At 40.0% G+C, this 20120-nt stretch carries 15 protein-coding genes; 9 read left to right on the forward strand and 6 right to left on the reverse strand.

Annotated elements, in window-relative coordinates; all coding sequences use genetic code 11:
• The gene (locus ACK2WI_RS10005; RefSeq protein ID WP_409150626.1) at positions 1-2334 is read left to right on the forward strand and encodes a GH92 family glycosyl hydrolase; all 2334 of its coding nucleotides are present in this window, start codon (positions 1-3) and stop codon (positions 2332-2334) included.
• Between the two features lie 26 nt (positions 2335-2360).
• Here the strand turns inward: ACK2WI_RS10005 and ACK2WI_RS10010 are convergent, their stop codons facing one another.
• Positions 2361-3662: a hypothetical protein gene (locus ACK2WI_RS10010; protein WP_409150627.1), complete on the reverse strand. Its 1302-nt coding sequence runs from the start codon at positions 3660-3662 to the stop codon at positions 2361-2363.
• Positions 3663-3785: 123 nt separating this feature from the next.
• Here ACK2WI_RS10010 and ACK2WI_RS10015 point away from each other — a divergent pair, with 123 nt between their 5' ends.
• A complete protein-coding gene (locus ACK2WI_RS10015) occupies positions 3786-4523 on the forward strand; it encodes a GntR family transcriptional regulator (protein WP_409150628.1) in 738 nt (245 codons plus the stop codon).
• Positions 4524-4673: 150 nt separating this feature from the next.
• Positions 4674-5102 carry a cold-shock protein gene (locus ACK2WI_RS10020; protein ID WP_236736434.1) on the forward strand — a complete coding sequence of 143 codons (429 nt, stop codon included), beginning with the start codon at positions 4674-4676 and terminating at the stop codon, positions 5100-5102.
• A gap of 112 nt (positions 5103-5214) precedes the next feature.
• On the opposite strand, the gene ACK2WI_RS10025 is transcribed toward ACK2WI_RS10020, so the two are convergent.
• From ACK2WI_RS10025 to ACK2WI_RS10045, 5 genes are all read right to left on the reverse strand, one after another.
• Positions 5215-5409, reverse strand: coding sequence for a cold-shock protein (locus tag ACK2WI_RS10025; RefSeq protein WP_093095228.1), 195 nt, complete (start codon positions 5407-5409; stop codon positions 5215-5217).
• A 27-nt stretch (positions 5410-5436) separates the two neighbouring features.
• On the reverse strand, positions 5437-6543 hold the full coding sequence (locus ACK2WI_RS10030) for a DEAD/DEAH box helicase (protein WP_312697900.1): 1107 nt from the start codon (positions 6541-6543) through the stop codon (positions 5437-5439).
• A 246-nt stretch (positions 6544-6789) separates the two neighbouring features.
• Positions 6790-7851: a fatty acid desaturase family protein gene (locus tag ACK2WI_RS10035; protein WP_409150630.1), complete on the reverse strand. Its 1062-nt coding sequence runs from the start codon at positions 7849-7851 to the stop codon at positions 6790-6792.
• A 125-nt stretch (positions 7852-7976) separates the two neighbouring features.
• Entirely contained in the window at positions 7977-9371 is a 1395-nt protein-coding gene (locus tag ACK2WI_RS10040) for an aminopeptidase P family protein (RefSeq protein WP_409150631.1), read from the reverse strand.
• A 100-nt stretch (positions 9372-9471) separates the two neighbouring features.
• Positions 9472-12198, reverse strand: coding sequence for a DUF5695 domain-containing protein (locus tag ACK2WI_RS10045; RefSeq protein WP_409150632.1), 2727 nt, complete (start codon positions 12196-12198; stop codon positions 9472-9474).
• A 382-nt stretch (positions 12199-12580) separates the two neighbouring features.
• Between ACK2WI_RS10045 and ACK2WI_RS10050 the strand changes: the two genes are divergently transcribed.
• From ACK2WI_RS10050 to ACK2WI_RS10075, 6 genes are all read left to right on the forward strand, one after another.
• Positions 12581-13444, forward strand: a complete 864-nt coding sequence (locus tag ACK2WI_RS10050) for an AraC family transcriptional regulator (protein WP_093095234.1) — start codon at positions 12581-12583, stop codon at positions 13442-13444.
• A 110-nt stretch (positions 13445-13554) separates the two neighbouring features.
• On the forward strand, positions 13555-14457 hold the full coding sequence (locus ACK2WI_RS10055; protein WP_312697905.1) for a dihydrodipicolinate synthase family protein: 903 nt from the start codon (positions 13555-13557) through the stop codon (positions 14455-14457).
• Between the two features lie 80 nt (positions 14458-14537).
• Entirely contained in the window at positions 14538-16034 is a 1497-nt protein-coding gene (locus ACK2WI_RS10060; protein WP_409150633.1) for an aldehyde dehydrogenase (NADP(+)), read from the forward strand.
• Between the two features lie 4 nt (positions 16035-16038).
• Positions 16039-17037, forward strand: coding sequence for a 4-hydroxyproline epimerase (locus ACK2WI_RS10065; RefSeq protein WP_312697907.1), 999 nt, complete (start codon positions 16039-16041; stop codon positions 17035-17037).
• 22 nt (positions 17038-17059) lie between these two features.
• A complete protein-coding gene (locus ACK2WI_RS10070) occupies positions 17060-18319 on the forward strand; it encodes an NAD(P)/FAD-dependent oxidoreductase (RefSeq protein WP_409150634.1) in 1260 nt (419 codons plus the stop codon).
• Positions 18320-18345: 26 nt separating this feature from the next.
• Entirely contained in the window at positions 18346-20112 is a 1767-nt protein-coding gene (locus ACK2WI_RS10075; protein ID WP_409150635.1) for a DUF885 family protein, read from the forward strand.
• Positions 20113-20120 lie beyond the last annotated feature (8 nt).

The following is a 20120-nucleotide window of genomic DNA, read 5'->3' on the forward strand; positions in this document are numbered from 1 at the left end:
ATGAAAAGATTGTTCAGCTTATTGTCCTTAGTATTCATAAGCCTTGGTCAAATGGCTTTGGCCCAACAACCCATTCAATCGGTAGATCTCTTTATTGGGACTGCCCATGCCCGATGGTTCCATTTTGCCCCAGGGGCAATGCCTTTTGGAATGGCTAAGCCCGGTCCATCGACCAATGGAAGCTTGGGCAATAAGAGTGGGTGGGAAGCGACCGGCTATGATTTTCGAGACCATAGTATCGAGAGCTTTCCCAATTTCCATGAGTTCCAGATCGGTGGGATTTCTTTAATGGCGAGCAAAGGCGATTTGAAGACTATTCCTGGAAAATTGGAAGATCCCCAATCAGGCTATCGCTCTAGTTTTGACCGGAAGGATGAACTGGCAGAACCGGGATATTATAAGGTATTGCTGAAAGATTATGGCATTACAGCTGAATTGACAGCGACAGAAAGGGTGGCTTTCCATCGGTATACCTTTCCTAAAAGCCAAGAGTCACATATCCTTTTTGATATCGGCAATGTAATGGGGGAGAGTGGAAAAGTGAAAGGAGCAGAGGTGAGAATAAATCCTGATGGCTCTGTTGAAGGCTATGCCATTACGGCGCCATTTTACGTAGAGAAATACCAGGCAGGTTCAGATATCAGAATGTATTTCTATGCGGAAAGCAATAAGAAAGCGACGAAACACGGGGTTTTCCAAGGCGAAAAGCAGTTCGAAGGATTGGATAAGATTTCAGGAATTTCCACTGGAGCTTATTTTACCTATGCTACAGCAGATCAAGAGGGAATAGAGGTCAAACTAGGCCTATCCTATACCTCAATAGAAGAGGCAAAAGCAAATTTTCTTGCGGAGGCCAGAAATTTGGATTTCGATGCTGCGAAAGAACAGAACCAAGCGAAGTGGAATGCCATGTTGGGGAGGATTCAAGTGAAGGGAGGTAAAGATAATGATCGTAAGAAATTTTATACTGGATTGTACCATGCATTATTGGGAAGAGGGTTGGCTAGTGATGTTTCAGGAGCCTATCCAAGAAATGATGGTTCGGTGGGTTATATTGAAAAAGATTCAGCTGGAAAACCAAAATACCAGCATTATAATACTGATGCGGTTTGGGGTGCATTTTGGAACTTGACCCAGCTATGGACCATAGCCTATCCCGAATATTTATCTGACTTTGTGAATTCCCAATTATTGGTCTATAAGGACTCAGGATGGTTGGCAGATGGAATCGCCAACAGTAGATATGTTTCTGGGGTTGGGACCAATTTCGTGAGTCTGGTTATTGCGAGTGCTTATATCCAGGGGATTCGGGATTTTAATGTTGAATTGGGCTATGAGGCGGCTTTAAAGAACGAAATAGATGGCAAAGATAGACCCAGGGGAGCTGGAAAATTGGATGTAGATCAATTTGTAGCACAAGGTTATGTACCGCATATTGATAAATCGGATAATGAAATCCATGAATCTTGGATGTTTTCAGCATCCCATACTTTGGAATATTCTTTCAGTTCTTATGCGGTAGCCCAATTTGCCAAAGCATTAGGCAAGAAAAAAGATTATGCACAGTTAAATAGCTTGTCGCAAGGATGGAAGCATCTATTTGACCCCAAATTGAAGTTGATACGACCAAAACTTGCCAACGGCGATTTTATTGAGGGTTTCAAACCTAGCCAAGCCTGGCGGGGTTTTCAAGAAGGGAATGCCTATCAATATACCTTTTATGTGCCGCATGACCCTAATGGCCTGATTAAAGCGATAGGGAAAACCGCATTTAATAATAGATTGGACAGTATCTTCATTCAATCGGAGGAATTAGGCTTTTCCGGAGGCAAGAATATCGATGCATTCTCTGGATTGGAAGGATTGTACAATCAAGGGAATCAACCGAATCTTCATGTTTCTTGGTTGTTTAACTTCTCGGGCAAGCCTTCGCTGACGCAGAAATGGGTACAGGAGATCTGTAATAAGTTCTACGGCAATGAGGGCATACATGGATACGGATATGGTCAAGATGAGGATCAAGGGCAATTGGGCGCTTGGTATGTGATGGCGGCCATGGGATTATTTGATGTAGCTGGACTGACCGATGCTGACGCCAAGATGGGTCTTTCAACTCCGCTCTTTGATGAGATCAAGATTCAATTGAATCCAAAATATTACAGTGGGAAAGACTTTGTGATCAAAAAGGTAAATCCTTCAAATGGAGGAATTTATATCGAACAGATTAAATTGAATGGAAAGTCTGTCCATGAACCATTTATTCCCTTAAAAGCGATTACGGCTGGAGGTCTGCTGGAATTGAAAACAGGTGATAGTCCAAAAGATAAGTACTAATCGAAAGGAAAAAGAAAAATCAGGGTTTAAGACCCTGATTTTTCTAGCATTTGAATAGCATCATATAGTACTCCGGCTTCCCCTCTGAAGGTTCCCGATCCTTCGGGTTTATTATCCTTGGTATACCATTCATAAAAACCCTTATTTTTGATTACCCGGTCTAGCATAGGTTTCATCTGTTCCTTTGCTTCATCAATAAATCCATTTCTAATTAATTGTTGGATCATCCTACCTCCAAACCAGGTCCAGTCCCCACCATTTTGATAGCCATAAGGATACATTCCTTTATTTTTGAAGAATCCCTCTGGATAGGTTGGATAAACGGTAAGCCCTATGGTAGCAGCACCCGATTCTTTGACATTTGCTATCATTTTATCCAATGAGGTTTTGATCTGCTCTTTATTCAGCAAGTTTGCTTCAATGGCAATGGCAGTTCCGCCGTGATAATAGATTTTATTCTCATCGAAATCTGCAGGAAATGGAGATCCTTTGAGATAGATATGCGGAATGAATTTTTGATCCTTTTCATCCCAAAGATGTTTCATGGTATTGCTTGCGATATCTTTTCTGATGGGTTCCCATTTTGACTTGCTATCTGGCGCTAATTCCATGAAATTGTCGATTGCGATCAGGAACATCGCATTGTCATAGATGTCAATGGCGAGATGTGAGTTTTCATCCAAATGTACTCCCCAATCATGTTCCGGTTGGACATCCCCCCAATCCGAAGTTGTGGCTCCCCATAATAAGCCATGCTCCTTATCAAATCGCTTTTCCATTAAAAACAGTAGCGCTTGCTCCATTCGTAGTTCTACGCTGGATTTGCCTACCATGGTCTTTAGGAAATCACGGTCATTGGAAACTTGGATGTATTTATATACCGCTTGAATGAGCGAAGCTTCTTGGTCGGTCTCCACGGTGTTTTTGTGGGCCGCCAATAAAGGTTCTAAATCCGAGGTTATGGTATAGTAATCACTGGGTTTTCCTTTCAGGCTTTCCTTTGTTACAAATCCATCTGGAATATTTCCGTCCTGACCTTGAAGTCCGAAGAATGCAAGTAAGTTTTTCTTGATCTGGTCGGCGGGTTGTACTTCGTATGCCAATCGAATGAAGGTATTATAATCGCGGATCCATACTTCTTGGTAACCATCGCCAGCATTGAAACCAGACTTTACCACATTCTTTGCCATTTCTTGGACAAGGGCATAAGAGCTATCGGTAACGGTCGAATCAGGACTGAAAGAATTTTGATTGTTATTGTTGCTTGTATGGTTATTGCAGGCCGTTAGAGACAGGCCAATTGCGAGATAAAATAGATAACTTTTCATTGTTTACATTGGTTTTAACACCGAAATCCTAGGGGATTTCGAAGTGTTGATATGTATATACAAACATACATAATTTGCTATTTAAAAAAGAATTATCTTACTTTAAGTTACAATAAAAAAAGTATGAATCTGAAGATAGACCATAATAGCCCCATTCCATTGCATGTGCAGGTAGAAGCTTTGCTTCGAGATTTGATAAAACAGCCTGAATATCAGGATGGGAAGTATCTACCCAATGAGATCGATCTAGCGAAGAAATTATCGATTTCAAGGTCTACCTTGCGTTTGGTGATCAATAAGTTGGTCTATGAGGAATTATTGGTCAGGAAAAAAGGAGTTGGTACGAAGGTTACCCAGCAGAAATTCAGTTCAAAGTCAAAGAATTGGTTGAGTTTTTCGCAGGAGATGAAAAATAGGGGCTTGGAAGTGAAGAATTTTGAGCTCCATGTGCGTTGGGTTGTACCTGAGCCTGCAGTTGCTAAGTTTTTCGAAATCCCTGAAGATCAAAAGGTATTGAAGTTAGAAAGGTTGCGGGGCAAGCCAGGTGATCCATTTGTCTATTTTATATCCTATTTTCATCCGAGGGTTGGTTTGACTGGTGAAGAAGATTTCAAGTTACCATTATATGATATATTGCAACAGCAATGTAATATTATTGCGGACCTTTCCCAAGAAGAGATTGATGCAAAGGCGGCTAATAAGTTTATTTCGGAGAAGTTGGAAATAGCTATTAATGAGCCAATCCTTTCTAGGAAGCGTTTTGTATATGATCAATCGGGAAAACCGATTGAATACAACTTAGGCTATTATCGGGCTGAGAGTTTCACCTATAAAGTTGAAAGTAGAAGGGGCGAGGTCTAATGGGTTAGATTGAGGTCTATCCAAAGATTAGCTATTCTCGCTAATTTTTTGTACCTTTGTGTACATTCAAAAAGGCCCCTATCTTAATCCTCAGCCAATCCAGGTTATTTAAAGAGATACCCCTTTCATTTTTTAACTTAATTATTTTTAATGTCAAGAAACCAACTCACATTCAAGAAAAAAGAACTAGCAAAAAGAAAACAGCAAAAACTTCAAGAAAAGCAAGAGCGTAGAGAACAGAACAAAGCTCAGAACAACAAAGGGAAGTCATTGGAAGAGATGTATGCTTATGTTGATGAATTTGGAAACATCGTTGATACACCTCCAACTGAAACCTATAAGTTTAAACCTGAAGATTTAGAGAGACCGAAAGATCCTGAAGATGAATTCCTTTTGGGTCGTGTGTCTTATTACAATGAAACAGGTCATTACGGGTTTATCCGTGATAATGAGACTAGAGAAACTGTTTATTTCAATGATACCCTTGCAGGCAAGATTCTTTCTTTGCACCAAAATGTGAGGTATAAATATACTAGGACTAGACAAGGAAACCAGATTTCAGAAGTGGAATTGGTATAATCAATCCGTATAGAAAGATATAGAAGAAACTAATGAAATGAAATTAGTTTTGCACAAAAAAAAGCAGCCATTGGCTGCTTTTTTTTTGTGCAAAAATGCGGGTATAGTTAGATTATCTAACTACACGTACATTAATTGCGTTAATTCCTTTAGGACCACTTTCAGTATCGAAAGTAACATTGTCATTTTCTCTGATTTCGTGTACTAAACCTGTTGAATGTACGAATACATCTTTTCCTCCTTCGTTTGGAGTGATAAAACCGAATCCTTTAGTTACGTTAAAGAATTTTACTTTTCCTTCTTGCATTGTGTTATTATTTACTTACTTAATTATTTAATTCGTTGCTAGTTGGAAGCCAATCAGTTTTTGGATTCCGTTTAATGCTTTTTTCTCATCTTCACTACAGAAAGAATAAGCATGTCCCGCATTTCCTGCCCTTCCTGTTCTACCGATCCTATGCACATAGGTTTCAGACTCAGAGGGGAGATCATAATTGATGACCTGCGGTAATTTATGGATATCAATGCCACGAGCAGCAATATCCGTTGCGATCAAGATCTTGGATTTTCCAGTCTTAAAAGATTCCAATGCATTTTGTCTTGCATTCTGGGATTTATTCCCATGGATGGCATCTGCCTTGAAGCCTCTTTTATTCAATTGCTTTGCCAATCTATCCGCAGCATGCTTGGTACGGATAAAGACCAAGGTTTGTAGATTCTTGTCACGGTTCAATAGATCAACCAATAAATCTGTCTTCTGTTTCTTTTCGATAAAGAATACGGATTGGTTGACATTTTCCGAAGCTTTCACAACAGGGTTGATGTTTATTTCTGCTGGGTTATTTAGGATCGTATTGGCAAACTTCCTGATTTCAGTAGGCATGGTTGCTGAAAAGAACAATGTCTGTCTTTTCTCTGGAACAAATTTCAGGATTCTCTTAATGTCATGGATAAATCCCATATCCAACATGGTATCTGCCTCGTCTAATACAAGGGTACTAATGTTGCTAAGCGATATATACTTTTGATTGATTAAGTCCAATAACCTACCGGGCGTTGCAATCAAAATATCCACTGGCTGTTGCAGTGCTTTAATATTTCTGTTGATAGGGACACCGCCGAAAACGACCAAAGGTCTTAGACCAAGATATTTGTTTAAATCGCTAAAGGTTTTTTCAATCTGGATCGCTAATTCGCGAGTAGGCGCTAAGATCAAGGCTTTTGGAGCTTTGGAATTAGATCTTTGGCCCGCACAGTTTTGTAGGATAGGAATGCTAAAAGCTGCAGTTTTTCCTGTTCCTGTCTGTGCACATCCGATGATGTCTTTTCCCTTTAAAATAAATGGTATTGCTTGTGATTGTATATCCGTAGGGGTCTTGTAGCCAAGACTGTCTAGTGCTTTTATGATTGGAGCGATTAACTCCATATTGTTAAAATTCATTGATGTTTTTAAAATTTGTCTACTAAAAATTTGTTGTACGAATTGCTCTTCGCCTGAACAAACTGCTTTCTTACATAAAATATGCCTATTAATATTAAAATGAAGTCTGAAGAAGCAGTGACAAAGTTTATTAAGGAGGGTTTACAAAGTCAATGATATTATAGAATAAATTCCAATATTATTTCAAAATTACTAAAATATTTCGATAATATTTTTCTTTTTTATTAATGGGCTGTTTAAATGGGCCTAAACGGACATGAGTTTGATGACTTTGACGTGCGATTTGAACGCGGACCAAAAGGAGTTATACTCGTTGTATTTGATTTCATACTCCTTACATGCCTGTCTGACAATTTTGTTTAACGCTGGATAATGGATATGGCTGATCTTAGGGAATAGATGATGTTCGACCTGAAAGTTCAAACCGCCCAATAACCAAGTTAGCATCCTATTTTTCGTGGAGAAGTTTGCAGTGGACTGAATCTGGTGGATCATCCATTCTTCTTCAATTTTAGGTTGATCGCCAGATTTAAATTCAGTTTCTGAAACCACATGCGCCAATTGAAATACGGTCGCTAGGCAAATTCCACATACTGCACCTGCAATCAATAGCCCTGCAAGGGTTTGTAACCAGCCTACGTAAATGATTGGGATTACAATAAAAATCAATGCATGGATTAGTTTACTAATCCAAAAGATCACTTTTTCTTTTAAGGGGAACTGAAATGTCCTTTCAGAACCACTCATCTTTTGTTTGAAATATTTCTCGTAGTCTTGGTAAAAAATCCAAGCAAAATAGGAAATGCCATACAGAAAAATAAAATATATGGGTTGGAAACGATGATGTTTCTTTAGCTGCTGGTCTTGGTGGATACGCATGAATTTTACCTCGATATCTGGATCCTCGCCATCGATATTCGTGTAAGTATGGTGCGCAATATTGTGTTTTTGTTTCCAGAAGAATATGTTTCCACCCAATAAGTTTAGGGAATAGGAAAGGATATTATTGACATGCTTATTTTCCGAAAAAGAATTGTGCCCCGCATCATGCATGATATTAAATCCAATGGCTGCAAGGTTAACCCCAAAAATAAGACACAATATTATGCTAATAGCCCAGTGCGGTTGTACAAAGACTAATATGCTGTATATTAAAACAAAGGAGGCCATCAAAATAATTGCCTTCGTGTACAGCTTGCTGTTTCCGGTCTTTTTTTGGATGGTATTATTAAAATATTCGTTGATATTGTTTTTTAAGGACTTTGAGAATAAGCTGTTTAAGTTGTTGAACTTTATGGTTGATTTCATATTATTATTACCCAAAACACTTTGTCGCACTAGTTCGACAACCATGTTTTATTTGTGCAAACTTACAATTAAATTGGCAAAAGATTATTTTACTTAAGTTAAAAAACTCTAATTTTTACAAGCCATTAACTCAAACTCTGCTTTCTGATTTCTTCGATTTCATCTACTGATTTCACCAATTCTGGTCCTAATAATCTAAAGCCATTTTCTTCGATCAAGAAATTATCTTCGATCCGGATTCCAGAAAAATTGCGGTAATCTTCCAAAAGGTCATAATTGATGAATTCTTGGTTTCTTTTCTCTGCTTTCCACATATCGATCAAATCAGGAATAATGTATATACCAGGTTCTACGGTCAATACAAAGCCGGCTTCCAATTCTTTGCCTAATCGCAATGATTTTAGGCCAAAGGTGTTTTTGTCCTTAGGTTCAGCTTCAGTATATCCAACATATTGTTCACCTAAATCTTCCATGTCATGAACGTCCAAGCCCATCATATGCCCGAGTCCACATTGGAAGAACATGGTATGTGCATGGTTGGCCACAGCATCTTCAGCATTGCCTTTCATCAATCCCACTGCCGTCAAGCCTTCTACCAGCGTTTTTGCGGCTTTAAGATGGATATCTTTGAATTTAATGCCAGGTTTCATCATGTCCCTAGCATCAGTGAATGATTTTAAGACCACATTGTAAAGGTCTTTCTGTCTATCCGTAAAAGTTGCGGATACAGGAAATGTTCTGGTCAAATCCCCTGCATAGCCCATTGGCGTTTCAGCTCCAGAGTCATTCAATACCAAGTCACCGTTTTTAAAGCTGTTTTCGCGGAATTGGTTGTGCAAGATTTCGCCATGTACCGTCACGATAGGAGGATAGGCAAAGGTGAAATTTTGGTCGGCAGCATATTTTTGGATGGCATTGACCAATTCGTATTCCTTCATGCCCGGTTTAGCAATTTTCATGGCTAAGAGATGCATTTCAGTAGAAACTCGAAGGGCTTCTTCGATCTGTTCAATTTCCTGTGGTTCTTTGATGGACCTTTGTTTAACAACAGCTTTGATCAGTTTTTCAGATGGTAGCAATTCATCTAAATGTCTGTCCAATAGTCTGCTCAAAAGAATCTTGTTGTAAGATTGATATGGAGGGAGAAAATGGATCGGACGGTTATTGAATTTTGCTTTTTGCAGATAGTTCTCCAATTCTTTAAAAGGCAAGGTTTCTGAAACACCTGCTTTTAGACTTTTATCTTTTAATGTTTCTTGTCGTCCGGTCCATACCAATGCGTCCATGTCCAATTCATCGCCAAAAATAATTTCACGGTTTTCATCGATGTCGATGAGTCCGGCAATATAGGGTGCCTGGATCCCGAAATAGTATAAAAAACTACTGTCTTGGCGGAAAGGGTAAGTGTTATGCTCGAAATTGATTGGATTTTCAATATTCCCCAATAAAACGATAACTCCATGGGCAATCTCATGCTTTAATTGGGTTCTTCTATTCTGATAGGTGCTTGACGAAAACATGGTTCTTAAATTTTATTACGAAATTAAACAAAAACTGTGGAACCGCCTTTCGGAACCACAGTTTTTATAGGAATAAGTTGTTACCGATCTAACTAGCTTGTTAATCTTTGCTAAGCGTAATTTTTGTAACATTATTTGGGATGAGGTATCTACCCAATGCATCCTTTTCAAATCCTTTTAAGCTATAACCGCTATCCGTATTGAACCGGATCAGATTATTGGATAGAATTTCAGCATTAGGAACAAGGGTCAAGGTGATTTCCTTGTTTTTCTCATTGTAAGCAAGTTGTTCGACTTCACCGGCATCGAGTTGGATCCAGAGTTTTTCTGGAGCCAGGAAGATCCTGTTTCTTGCCGCTGTTTTGACTTCAACCTCGATGTTGACTTTCTTTTTGCTCAGGTTTCCCGAGAAAGCTAGCCAATCAAATTCGGGATGTTTGATGATATAGGTTCCGGAGTTGACCGCGTAGCCATAGAAACCTGAACCATAATCTCCGGTGATACCATCGATTTCCAGGGTTGAAGGGTAAGAGTGAAAAGCCGCTGGACCGAAACCTTCTTGGGTCACATTGGCCAGTGCTCCCATCATTCCCGCATGACCTACGCGCAATAAGTAGAAATCTTCGGGATGGTCTCTATATTCTGTTAATACAGGTATGGAGTTTAGGGCGGAGCCATAATGGTGCAATTGTCTTTCAATCCTGGATAGTTTTCCGCCGTATACAAAGTCCCAATAGCGACGGGCACTACCATTGTAGCCCCAATGTGGAACGGTCGGCATATAAGCTAATATGGCGTTCAGGGTTACCTGTGCTTTTTCGTCAAAGCCAAAGAACTTAGACCATAAGTAGACCTCTTCTTGTCCTGTAGAGTCCCAAGGCATTTCGCTGCCAAAGGGGTAATTTAAGGTTTTCCAATGCTCTGCACGCTTCCTCATTTCGGCCTCCAATTTATTTGCAGAATCCATTAAGCCTTCTCTTCTTAAGTCGTTTAGAATCAATAGGAATATGCTGCCTTCCATCTGTCCGAATTGAGCATAATGAGGTGCTTTTTCCACCATGGCAATTGCCGTATGGAAAGCGCGATCTAAATATTCTTCCCATGGCTCTTCGGAGACCAGGTTATTGTAATTTCGGGCTAGACGATACATTACCCAATGAGCTGCAGCAACATGCGGGTAATTGTAGGAACGGCCCAAATTATCAGCTTCTTTCTTAGGCCAAGCTGACCAGGTTTTCCAGTTGATATCTTCGCTGTAGGTACCTTTTGGCAGGGAGTCTGGTTCATAATAGAATAGACTTTTGACTACGCCATATTTATTTTTGCCATCCTTGTGTTGGATGCGTCCATACATAGTTTCATTGACAAAACGCTTCAGTTTTTCGATTTCCACTTTATTAGGAACTAAAACCTGTTTAATCATTGCTGCCAGCCAGCTAGCAGCACCAGCCTCATCACTCAGACCTGCATACCAAGCTCTTTGTTCTTGGGTTACAGGTTTTCTTTCTTCGATATCGTAGGTGATAACCGAAGGAGATCTTTTGAAAGGGTCATTGGGTTCTTCAAACCATTGTTCATTGGTCAGGAAATTTCCTAAATCATTGACAACTTGTTGTTCAGGTTTGATGACTTTATATTGAATAGTTTGTTCAATACCGTCTTCGTAAGTGATTTGCAGTCTAGCCCTTCCCCATGTGTTACCGGAAATTTCGTACTGATTCCAGTTGTCTTTGGTTTTTTTCAAGGTCTTTACTGTAAGTGCATCTTTTGGGAATACTGCTATATTCTTGATTTTCTTATTGTGCTTCAGGAATAATTTGCTGGGGTTGTCCATTGGGACTACATAGCCAGGAGCTGCAATGGCTACAGGTCTGTTATTCGCCAGTAAAGTGTTTTCAATCTCTTTAATGCTCGGAGCCAGGACAAACTTCAAGGAAAAGTTTTTGGATTCACCAGGCTTTAAGGTCGATGAACTAGGCGTATTCCAAGGATTTACGTTTTTCCATTCCGTTTCGGCATAAGCTTTACTATGGATCAACCACTCGTGAAAACCTTCGAAAGTGATGCTTCTAGGGGTGGGATCTGTATTTAATGGGTTGTATGCTTCAAATCCTGCATTTTCACTTGGTAAAACCAATAGGCTTGGGCCATTACCATGAAGTCGGTTTACCTGCATATAACCAGCATCCTTACCAATATAAGGATCGAAGAATACATTTTTAGCATGGGCTTCATCTAGGCTTTTCCAATCCATGTTGTTGTTAAATGGAAGCGGGATGCCCAGTCCGCCAATTTCGATGGCATTATTCGAGTTATTGATGATCTCGAAGGTGAGTTGCAAGTTGCCATTGTTGTTTTCCCACTTCCTGATCACCTTCAGAGGTATATTTTGCAGGGTTGGACTTAAATCTGCCACAGCCAAAGCATTGCCCTCAGGCTTTAATGCTGTTACATTCTTGCGATCTTTTGCGGAAGAAAATGATTGCCAGTCGTTGTTGCCGACCTCACGGATCTTGAGATTGATATCGCCGATATGAAAGAAACCGTTCCGATCCCTTTTGTTTAAGAGTTCGGTGACTGTATAGTCAAAATTGCTATCGCCATTTAAAAGCTTAATCGAAGATGCCGTTTGGGAGGAATTTAATATTTGGAGGTTAAGTTCTTTCAAGGGAAAGTTTTTATTTCCCTGGTCTATTCCGAGGGTTGGCGTTTCAGTAGCCACTCTTTTCCAAACGGGATGTTCATCTTGCTGGGCAAGTGCTGGTGAGGACAAACTTGTTGGCAAGGCAATTAAAAGGAAATAACAAATATTTTTTAGTTTCTTCATTTCTGCTCAAGTCTTAAATTTTTAATAAAATGACTGCTATTCTAATTTGTTAAAATGAATGGAAGGAAAAATATAATTGTATTAAGAAAAACTATTAGATTAGTGGTAGAGAAATCTCAGTTTGAAGGTGATAGGATGGGTTGCTTTCCATTTACTCTTAATAACTGGGATTATTAGCATGAATCCAAAGTCTACATCTATACTGACTATTAAGTTTTTTCCTGTTTGTTTGTTACAAATATGGTTTTAATAATTCTTTAATGTTTGCCGGATTTTAGCTATCTATGGCCATTTATTAGCCATTCGTAGTAATTTTTTTGCTTAATAACCACTTTATAAGTACATTTAGTGTTAAACTGACATTTAATAAACTTTTTAAATTATGAAACCAATACAATATAATGTACCAGTTCCTAAGGATAGGACGGTATTTGTGCAGGAAGACATATTAGATAAGTTTTATCCTTATATGCATCGTCATGTGGAGTATCAGATTATTATGATTGTAGCTGGTAGCGGTCAACTTCTAGTTGATGACAATCTCCATAATTTCCAACAGGGCGATATCTTTTTAGTTGGTTCCAATCAAGCTCATGTTTTCAAGAATGATCAAAACTCGGAGGGCATCAGGTCCGTATCGGTGTTTTTCAATCTAGAAGGCGCTTTGCTTAATTTGTTGAATTTGCCAGAGCTGAGTGTATTAATGGAATTCATCAGTAATAACTGCAGAGGATTTCAAGTTCCAAAACAACATTTAGCACCGATTCGAAGAAGGATTGAGGTTTTGAAGCGATCGGATAGGATGGACCAATTGGTTAACTTTTTCTACCTATTGAAATCATTGAACATGGTTTCTTCAGATTTGACACCACTTTCAGGCGTTTCTCATTATGAGTCTGATGCATTTGGAGGTTTTAAGATCAATACCTTATGCAGGTATATAGAAGAGAATTTTAAAGAGAACATTTCACTATGCGATGTTGCCGAGAAAGCGAATTTAACGCCACAGGCATTTTGCAGATATTTCAAAAAATGTACAGGAAAGACTTTTGTATCTTATTTAAATGAAGTTCGTGTACGAGAAGCTTGTCGTTTATTGGGTAATGATAAGTATGATTGTGTTTCAATTATCGCCTATAGCAGTGGTTTTAACAGCATCACGAATTTCAATCGGGTGTTCCGGAGTGTAATCGGTACTTCACCAAAGGAGTATGCGTTAAATTATAAGAACTTTTTATACCAGTAGACAGAAAAGGTTAAAATTCAGTAAACAAATATTAAAAGGCGGTTAGGCGAGGAGCTTTTAAGTGGCTAGTTTTGGTTATACAATTATAATTTAAAACAAGAAAACTTACTATGGCTCAATTAAATTGGAAGGGAATTTATCCTGCGGTTTTGACTCCATTTAAAGAGAATGGAGAAATTGATTTTGAAATGTTTGCCAAAAACACTGAGGCACAGATTTCAGCGGGTGTACATGGGATCATTATTGCGGGAACTCTGGGAGATGCTGCTGTATTGGATAATGACGAGAAATTCGAATTGCTGTCTTATGCAAAAAAGATTGTTGCTGGAAGAATCCCTTTGATTCTGAACATTGCAGAAAACACCACCAAAAATGCTGTTGACTTTGCTAAAAAAGCTAAGGAACTAGGCGCTGATGGACTGATGTTATTACCTCCAATGCGCTATAAAGCCGATGACCGCGAGGTTGTGGAATACTTTAAGGCTGTAGCAGTTGCTACCGATCTTCCGATCTTAATCTATAACAATCCTGTAGATTATGCTACTTATGTTTCATTGAGTATGTTTGATGAGCTTAAGGACTATCCAACCATCCAAGCTGTGAAAGAATCAACCCGAGACCTATCCAATATTACCCGAATGAAGAATAAGTTTGGTGATCGTTTCAAGGTATTGGGCGGTGTTGATACCATTTCTTTGGAAACGGTTTTATTAGGTGCAGATGGTTTGGTTGCTGGATTAGTTGATGCTTTCCCAAGAGAAACAATGGCAATGTACAATTATGCATTGAACGGCGAAGTGGAAAAAGCGATTGAGATCTATAGATGGTTTATGCCATTGTTGGAATTGGATATTCATCCAAAACTAATCCAATACATTAAATTAGCTGCTACCGCCGAAGGAATCTGTACGCCGCATGTGCGTGCGCCAAGATTGCCTTTGGTAGGAGAAGAAGCGACAAGAGTAAACAAAATAATTGCTGATGGAATTGCAAGTCGACCGGTTTTAAATTAAAACTGGAAGAAGCAAAGTCTTTGGAACATAAAGTCGGATAGGCCGACTTTATGTTCCTTTAATTGAAAATCCAATTGAATATGAACCAAAAAAAAGAATACTTAGATAAATGTGTTGAACAGGCTGCTGAGGCATATCAATTTTTAAAGACGACGACAGTTCGCGATCGGGCTAAGTTCATGCATGCTGTTGCTGATCGGATTGAAGGCTTAGGCACTGAATTGATTGAGACGGCCAATCGGGAGACCTCATTGCCTTTTCCTCGTTTGGAGGGCGAGAAGGCAAGGACAATCTGGCAATGGCGGAGTTATGGCAATGCGATTTCCAATGGTCTTTACAGTGAGGCAAGGATCGATCTAGCCAATCCAGAGAAAGGAAAGAATGATATTCGCAAATACAATTTAGGCATTGGGCCGGTGGTTGTATTTGGGGCTAGCAACTTTCCTTTTGCTTTTTCCACTGCAGGCGGTGATACGGCGAGCGCCATCGCTGCGGGTTGTCCGGTGATTGTAAAAGGTCATTCGGGTCATGAGCAAACCTCAACCCTGATGGCAAAGGCAATCAGCGAAGTAGTTCAGGAATTTGGTTGGCCTGAGGGTATATTCAATCATGTGCTGGGTAGTGAGGTAGAAGGGACTAAGGAAAAGATTGGTGCTTATTTAGTAGCTCAATCGGGTATAAAAGCTGTAGGTTTTACTGGTTCATATTGGGGAGGGAAAGCCCTGTTTGATATTGCCAATCAAAGGGAAGAGCCTATTCCTGTCTTTGCTGAAATGGGAAGCATCAATCCGGTATTTGCTTTTGGGCATATTTTGGAGGAGAAAGCTGAAGCTTTGGCAAAGGAATATGCATCTTCTTTAACTTTGGGAGTTGGTCAATTTTGTACCAATCCAGGTTTATTCATTGCGGTGAAGGGAGAAGCTTTAGAACGATTTAAGGCTAGCTTACAAGAGGCGATTGCTGAGATCAACTCGGCTAATATGTTGAATCAAGGGATCTATTCACATTATGAGAAAAATAAGGACCTGTTGAGTAGCCAATCTGATGTGGCCGTGCTTTCAGAGTCTAAATCTATTGCAGAGTCTGGCCAAGGGAGACCGAGGGTAGCTTTGACTTCAGCTGCAAATTTCCTTACTAATGAAGTTTTGGCTGAGGAGGTCTTTGGACCTTTTGGACTTTTGATTGAAGCAGATTCCATTTCTGAGGTAGAGAAGATTGCCCAGAACCTAAAAGGACAATTGACAATCACTTTTGCAGGAACGGAGAAAGATGCAGAAGAAAATAAGACGATATTTAACATCATAAAAGATAAGGCTGGAAGGCTCTTGTTCAATGGTATGCCTACTGGGGTTGAGGTGGTTTATGCTATGCAGCATGGCGGACCTTTCCCTTCAAGTACCGATCCGAGGTTTACATCCGTTGGGCCTGATTCCATCAAGCGGTTTTTACGTCCATTGGCATTTCAGAATTGGCCAGATCAGTTTCTGCCAGCTGAATTGAAAAACGGTAATCCCCTTGCGATCAGTCGACTGGTAGACGGAACGAGTACAAAGGATTCCATTAATCCAAACCAATAAATAGATGAAGAAAACATTTTTTTGTATTGATTCCCATACCTGCGGATGCCCAGTGCGTTTGGTCGCTGGAGGAGGTCCATATTTAAGGGGGAATTCCATGATGGAACGCAGACTCCACTTTATGGAAGAATATGATTGGATCAGAAAAGGTTTGATGTTTGAACCTCGTGGCCATGATATGATGAGTGGCAGCATTCTGTATCCGCCAATTGATCCTAATAACGACACCGGGGTTCTCTATATTGAAACCAGTGGTTGTTTGCCAATGTGTGGACATGGTACCATCGGAACGGTGACTATTGCCATCGAAGAAGGATTGGTAATTCCTAAAGTGCCGGGAAAACTTAGGCTAGAAACACCAGCAGGTTTGATTTTGATCGATTATGTTCAAGAAGGACCGAAGGTCAAGACCGTAAAGTTGACCAATGTGAAATCCTTTTTATATAAATCAGAATTGACCGTAGACTGCCCTGATTTGGGAGAAATCGTTGCGGATGTTGCCTATGGGGGTAATTTCTATGCCATTGTAGATCCGCAGAAGAACTTCAGGGATATCAGTGATTTCTCTGCAAGCCAATTGATCCATTATGGAAAGTTGATTCGTTCCCTATTGAACGAAAAATATGAATTTATCCATCCAGAGAATGAAAACATCTATGGCTTGAGCCATATTCAGTGGACTGGCAAGCCGACCAAAGAGAATTCTACGGGAAGAAATGCCGTATTGGTTGGTGAGAATGCCCTTGACCGTTCGCCTTGCGGCACAGGTACCTCTGCTCGGATGGCGCAATGGTATGCAAAAGGTAAATTAAAGCCAGGTGATGAGTTTGTGCATGAAAGTTATATAGGCTCGCAGTTTATTGGCCGCATTGAGGAAGAAACCCAATTGGCAGGACAGGCGGCAATCGTTCCATCGGTAGAAGGATGGGCAATCATTACGGGATATAGTCAAATCATCATAGATGATATTGACCCGTATAAAGAAGGATTTCAAGTTATGTAATTCACAATAACAATAGAATAAGGTGTCAAAAAACCATAAAGGAAATGTAGTTATTATTGGAGCTGGGATTGCAGGTCTATCCTCAGCATATTATTTATTAAAAGATGGTTGGCAGATCACTGTCTTGGAGAAGGACAATGGCAAGAACAATTGTTCCTATGGGAATGCGGGCATGATCGTTCCCAGTCATTTTACACCTCTAGCAGCGCCAGGAATAGTCGCCCAGGGAGTAAAATGGATGCTGAACAGTAAAAGCCCTTTTTATGTTAGGCCATCTTTGAACCTAGGTTTGATCGATTGGGGATTAAAGTTCCTTAAACATGCTAACGAAAAGCATGTGGAAAGGAATGCAGAAGCTATCCGAGATCTGAACTTGGCGAGTAGCAAGCTGTATGATCAGCTGGCTGCAGAAGAAGGTTTTGATTTCGAATTGAGGCAGAACGGTATTTTAATGCTGTACAAGTCGAAAGAAGTTGAACACGAGGAAATAGAATTATCGGAAAAGGCCAATCGTCTAGGATTGGATACTCAAGTATTAGATCGGAATGGCGTGCAGGAATTAGAACCCAACCTGAAGATTGATACTTTGGGAGCTGTTTTGTATAAATGCGATGGCATTATGTATCCGCCTAAATTAATGCAGGAATTGACTACTTTCCTGCTGAATAATGGAGTGGAATTCCATTATGATACAGAGGTAAACGGTTTTGAAGCGACAGGAAATAAGATCAAATCAGCGGTAACCAACAAGGGTAATTTTCAAGGCGATGAGTTTGTTGTTACTGGAGGTGCAGCATTAGGAAAGATTGGCTCGAAACTAAACCTGAAATTACCGTTGATGCCAGGGAAGGGTTATTCCTTTATGTATAACCCTGAGGAAGGAACGTCCATGAACCATGCTTCGCTTTTATTGGAGGCTCGCGTTGCGGTGACTCCGATGAACAATCAGATTCGATTTAGTGGCACGATGGAACTGGGGCCAGCCAATGATAAAATCTATGCAAACAGGGTCAAAGGAATTGTGGAATCTATTCCAAAATATTATCCAGATATCCAAATTGACTATCCTCAGGATATTTGGTTTGGTTATAGACCATGTTCGCCAGATGGGCTCCCTTATTTAGGAAGAACCAAAAAATATAGCAATGTCAGTATAGCCGGAGGAGGGGGCATGATGGGCTTGAGTTTAGGGCCAGCCTTTGGACAAAGCATTGCAAAGATCCTGTCCAATGAAAAGACAGCGTCGAACATATCGGGTTTTAACCCGGATCGATTCCAATAGGAATTAAACCTACCTAAATTATGATTATGAAAAACCAGAAAAAAATTAACCTTAAATCATTTATTGGAATTGGAATTATCGCTATGACCAGTGCGACATCAAATGCTCAAGAAAGTGGCTTATACGATCATACCACACCCATCGAACCTTATATCATACAATACCGAAATGACCTGCAGGCCATCAACTATTTTTATGGTCCGATGCCAAAGGGCTGGGGATTTCAGTATGCAGCAGCCTCTCCGGAACAAATGGATCGACTGCTTCTCCTTGATCAGGAGTATGAAAAGAAAATGAAACAATTTGACTATAAAAAACTCAATACCAATGGTCAGGTTGATTATATCTTACTGAACAGAAAAATCAAAAAGAATATTGAGGACCTAAAATCCAATCAATCCGCTTATAACCGTGTGAAGAACTATCTGCCCTTTGCAGACAGTATCCTTGAATTTGAGAAAAAGAGGCGACGCGGTGGAGCTGTTGATGCCAAAGAAGTGGCAACAACTTTTGAAAAGGCATCGGCTCAAGTAGATCAAGAGATTAAAAAACTGGAAGGGGTCAAATCCATTCCTTCTGCCGATGTGGAGTACCTAGAGAACATCATAGCCTCTTTAAAATTAAGATTGGAAAGCTCTTTTGATTTCTACAATGGCTATGAACCTATGTTTACCTGGTGGGTTCCTAAATCGCATGATAGATTGCAAGAAAAGCTGAAAGAGTACAAGGAACTGATTGCTGCAAAAACAGATTTGAAGCCATTTGATGATGGTAGCAATATCGCTGGCAAACGCGTTGGAAAAGATGTATTGAATAAAATGCTGAAGGATGAAATGATTTCCTACAATGCGGATGAACTCTTGAAAATTGCTGATAAGGAATGGCAATGGTGTGTTTCCGAGCTTTTAAAGGCGTCGAAAGAAATGGGCTTTGGCGAAGATTGGAAGAAAGCACAGGAAAAGGTAAAAAATTCTTATGTCCCCGAAGGAAAGCAACCCGAATTGATCAATGAGCTATACGATAAGGCGATGAACTTTATCAATGAAAAGCAATTGATCGATATTCCGCCATTGGCGGATGAAACTTGGGGAATGATCATGATGACGCCAGAACGTCAATTGGTCAATCCATTCTTTACAGGAGGTCGTGAAATCAGTATTTCTTATCCGACCAATACCATGACTTACGACCAGAAAATGATGAGCATGCGCGGAAATAACCCTCATTTCTCATTAGGAACGGTTCAGCATGAGTTGATTCCTGGCCATCATTTGCAATACTTTATGAATCGACGCCATAAACCCTATAGAGAACAGAATTTCAATACACCATTTTGGACGGAAGGCTGGACCTTATATTGGGAGCTTTTATTGTATAGGATGGGATTCCCAAAAACACCTGAAGAAAGGATCGGGATGCTATTTTGGAGAATGCACCGTTGTGCAAGGATTACCTTCAGCATCAAATTCCATATCGGAGAATGGACTCCACAGCAATGTATAGATTATTTGGTGGACCAGGTTGGGCATGAACCTGCGAATGCACATGGGGAAGTTAAAAGATCCTTTGAAGGTTCTTATGATCCTCTGTACCAATTGGCCTATATGATCGGTGGATTACAGTTGTTGAGCATCAGCGATGAAATGGTAGGATCTGGTAAAATGACCTATAAGGAATTCCATGATCGAGTGATCAAGGAGAACTATATGCCAATGGAGATGCTGAGGGCGATTTTGACCAATCAAAACCTCGACCCTGATCATCAGTCTTCTTGGAAATTCTATAAGTTTTAATCCAGCAG

Source organism: Sphingobacterium sp. BS-2, from assembly GCF_046161205.1.
Lineage (GTDB): Bacteria > Bacteroidota > Bacteroidia > Sphingobacteriales > Sphingobacteriaceae > Sphingobacterium > Sphingobacterium mizutaii.

Excerpts from the sequence above, each read along its gene's own strand:
- ACK2WI_RS10005 (WP_409150626.1), top strand. The coding sequence starts at position 1 with ATGAAAAGATTGTTCAGCTTATTGTCCTTAGTATTCATAAGCCTTGGT.
- ACK2WI_RS10010 (WP_409150627.1), bottom strand. The coding sequence starts at position 3,662 with ATGAAAAGTTATCTATTTTATCTCGCAATTGGCCTGTCTCTAACGGCC.
- ACK2WI_RS10015 (WP_409150628.1), top strand. The coding sequence starts at position 3,786 with ATGAATCTGAAGATAGACCATAATAGCCCCATTCCATTGCATGTGCAG.
- ACK2WI_RS10020 (WP_236736434.1), top strand. The coding sequence starts at position 4,674 with ATGTCAAGAAACCAACTCACATTCAAGAAAAAAGAACTAGCAAAAAGA.
- ACK2WI_RS10025 (WP_093095228.1), bottom strand. The coding sequence starts at position 5,409 with ATGCAAGAAGGAAAAGTAAAATTCTTTAACGTAACTAAAGGATTCGGT.
- ACK2WI_RS10030 (WP_312697900.1), bottom strand. The coding sequence starts at position 6,543 with ATGAATTTTAACAATATGGAGTTAATCGCTCCAATCATAAAAGCACTA.
- ACK2WI_RS10035 (WP_409150630.1), bottom strand. The coding sequence starts at position 7,851 with ATGAAATCAACCATAAAGTTCAACAACTTAAACAGCTTATTCTCAAAG.
- ACK2WI_RS10040 (WP_409150631.1), bottom strand. The coding sequence starts at position 9,371 with ATGTTTTCGTCAAGCACCTATCAGAATAGAAGAACCCAATTAAAGCAT.
- ACK2WI_RS10045 (WP_409150632.1), bottom strand. The coding sequence starts at position 12,198 with ATGAAGAAACTAAAAAATATTTGTTATTTCCTTTTAATTGCCTTGCCA.
- ACK2WI_RS10050 (WP_093095234.1), top strand. The coding sequence starts at position 12,581 with ATGAAACCAATACAATATAATGTACCAGTTCCTAAGGATAGGACGGTA.
- ACK2WI_RS10055 (WP_312697905.1), top strand. The coding sequence starts at position 13,555 with ATGGCTCAATTAAATTGGAAGGGAATTTATCCTGCGGTTTTGACTCCA.
- ACK2WI_RS10060 (WP_409150633.1), top strand. The coding sequence starts at position 14,538 with ATGAACCAAAAAAAAGAATACTTAGATAAATGTGTTGAACAGGCTGCT.
- ACK2WI_RS10065 (WP_312697907.1), top strand. The coding sequence starts at position 16,039 with ATGAAGAAAACATTTTTTTGTATTGATTCCCATACCTGCGGATGCCCA.
- ACK2WI_RS10075 (WP_409150635.1), top strand. The coding sequence starts at position 18,346 with ATGAAAAACCAGAAAAAAATTAACCTTAAATCATTTATTGGAATTGGA.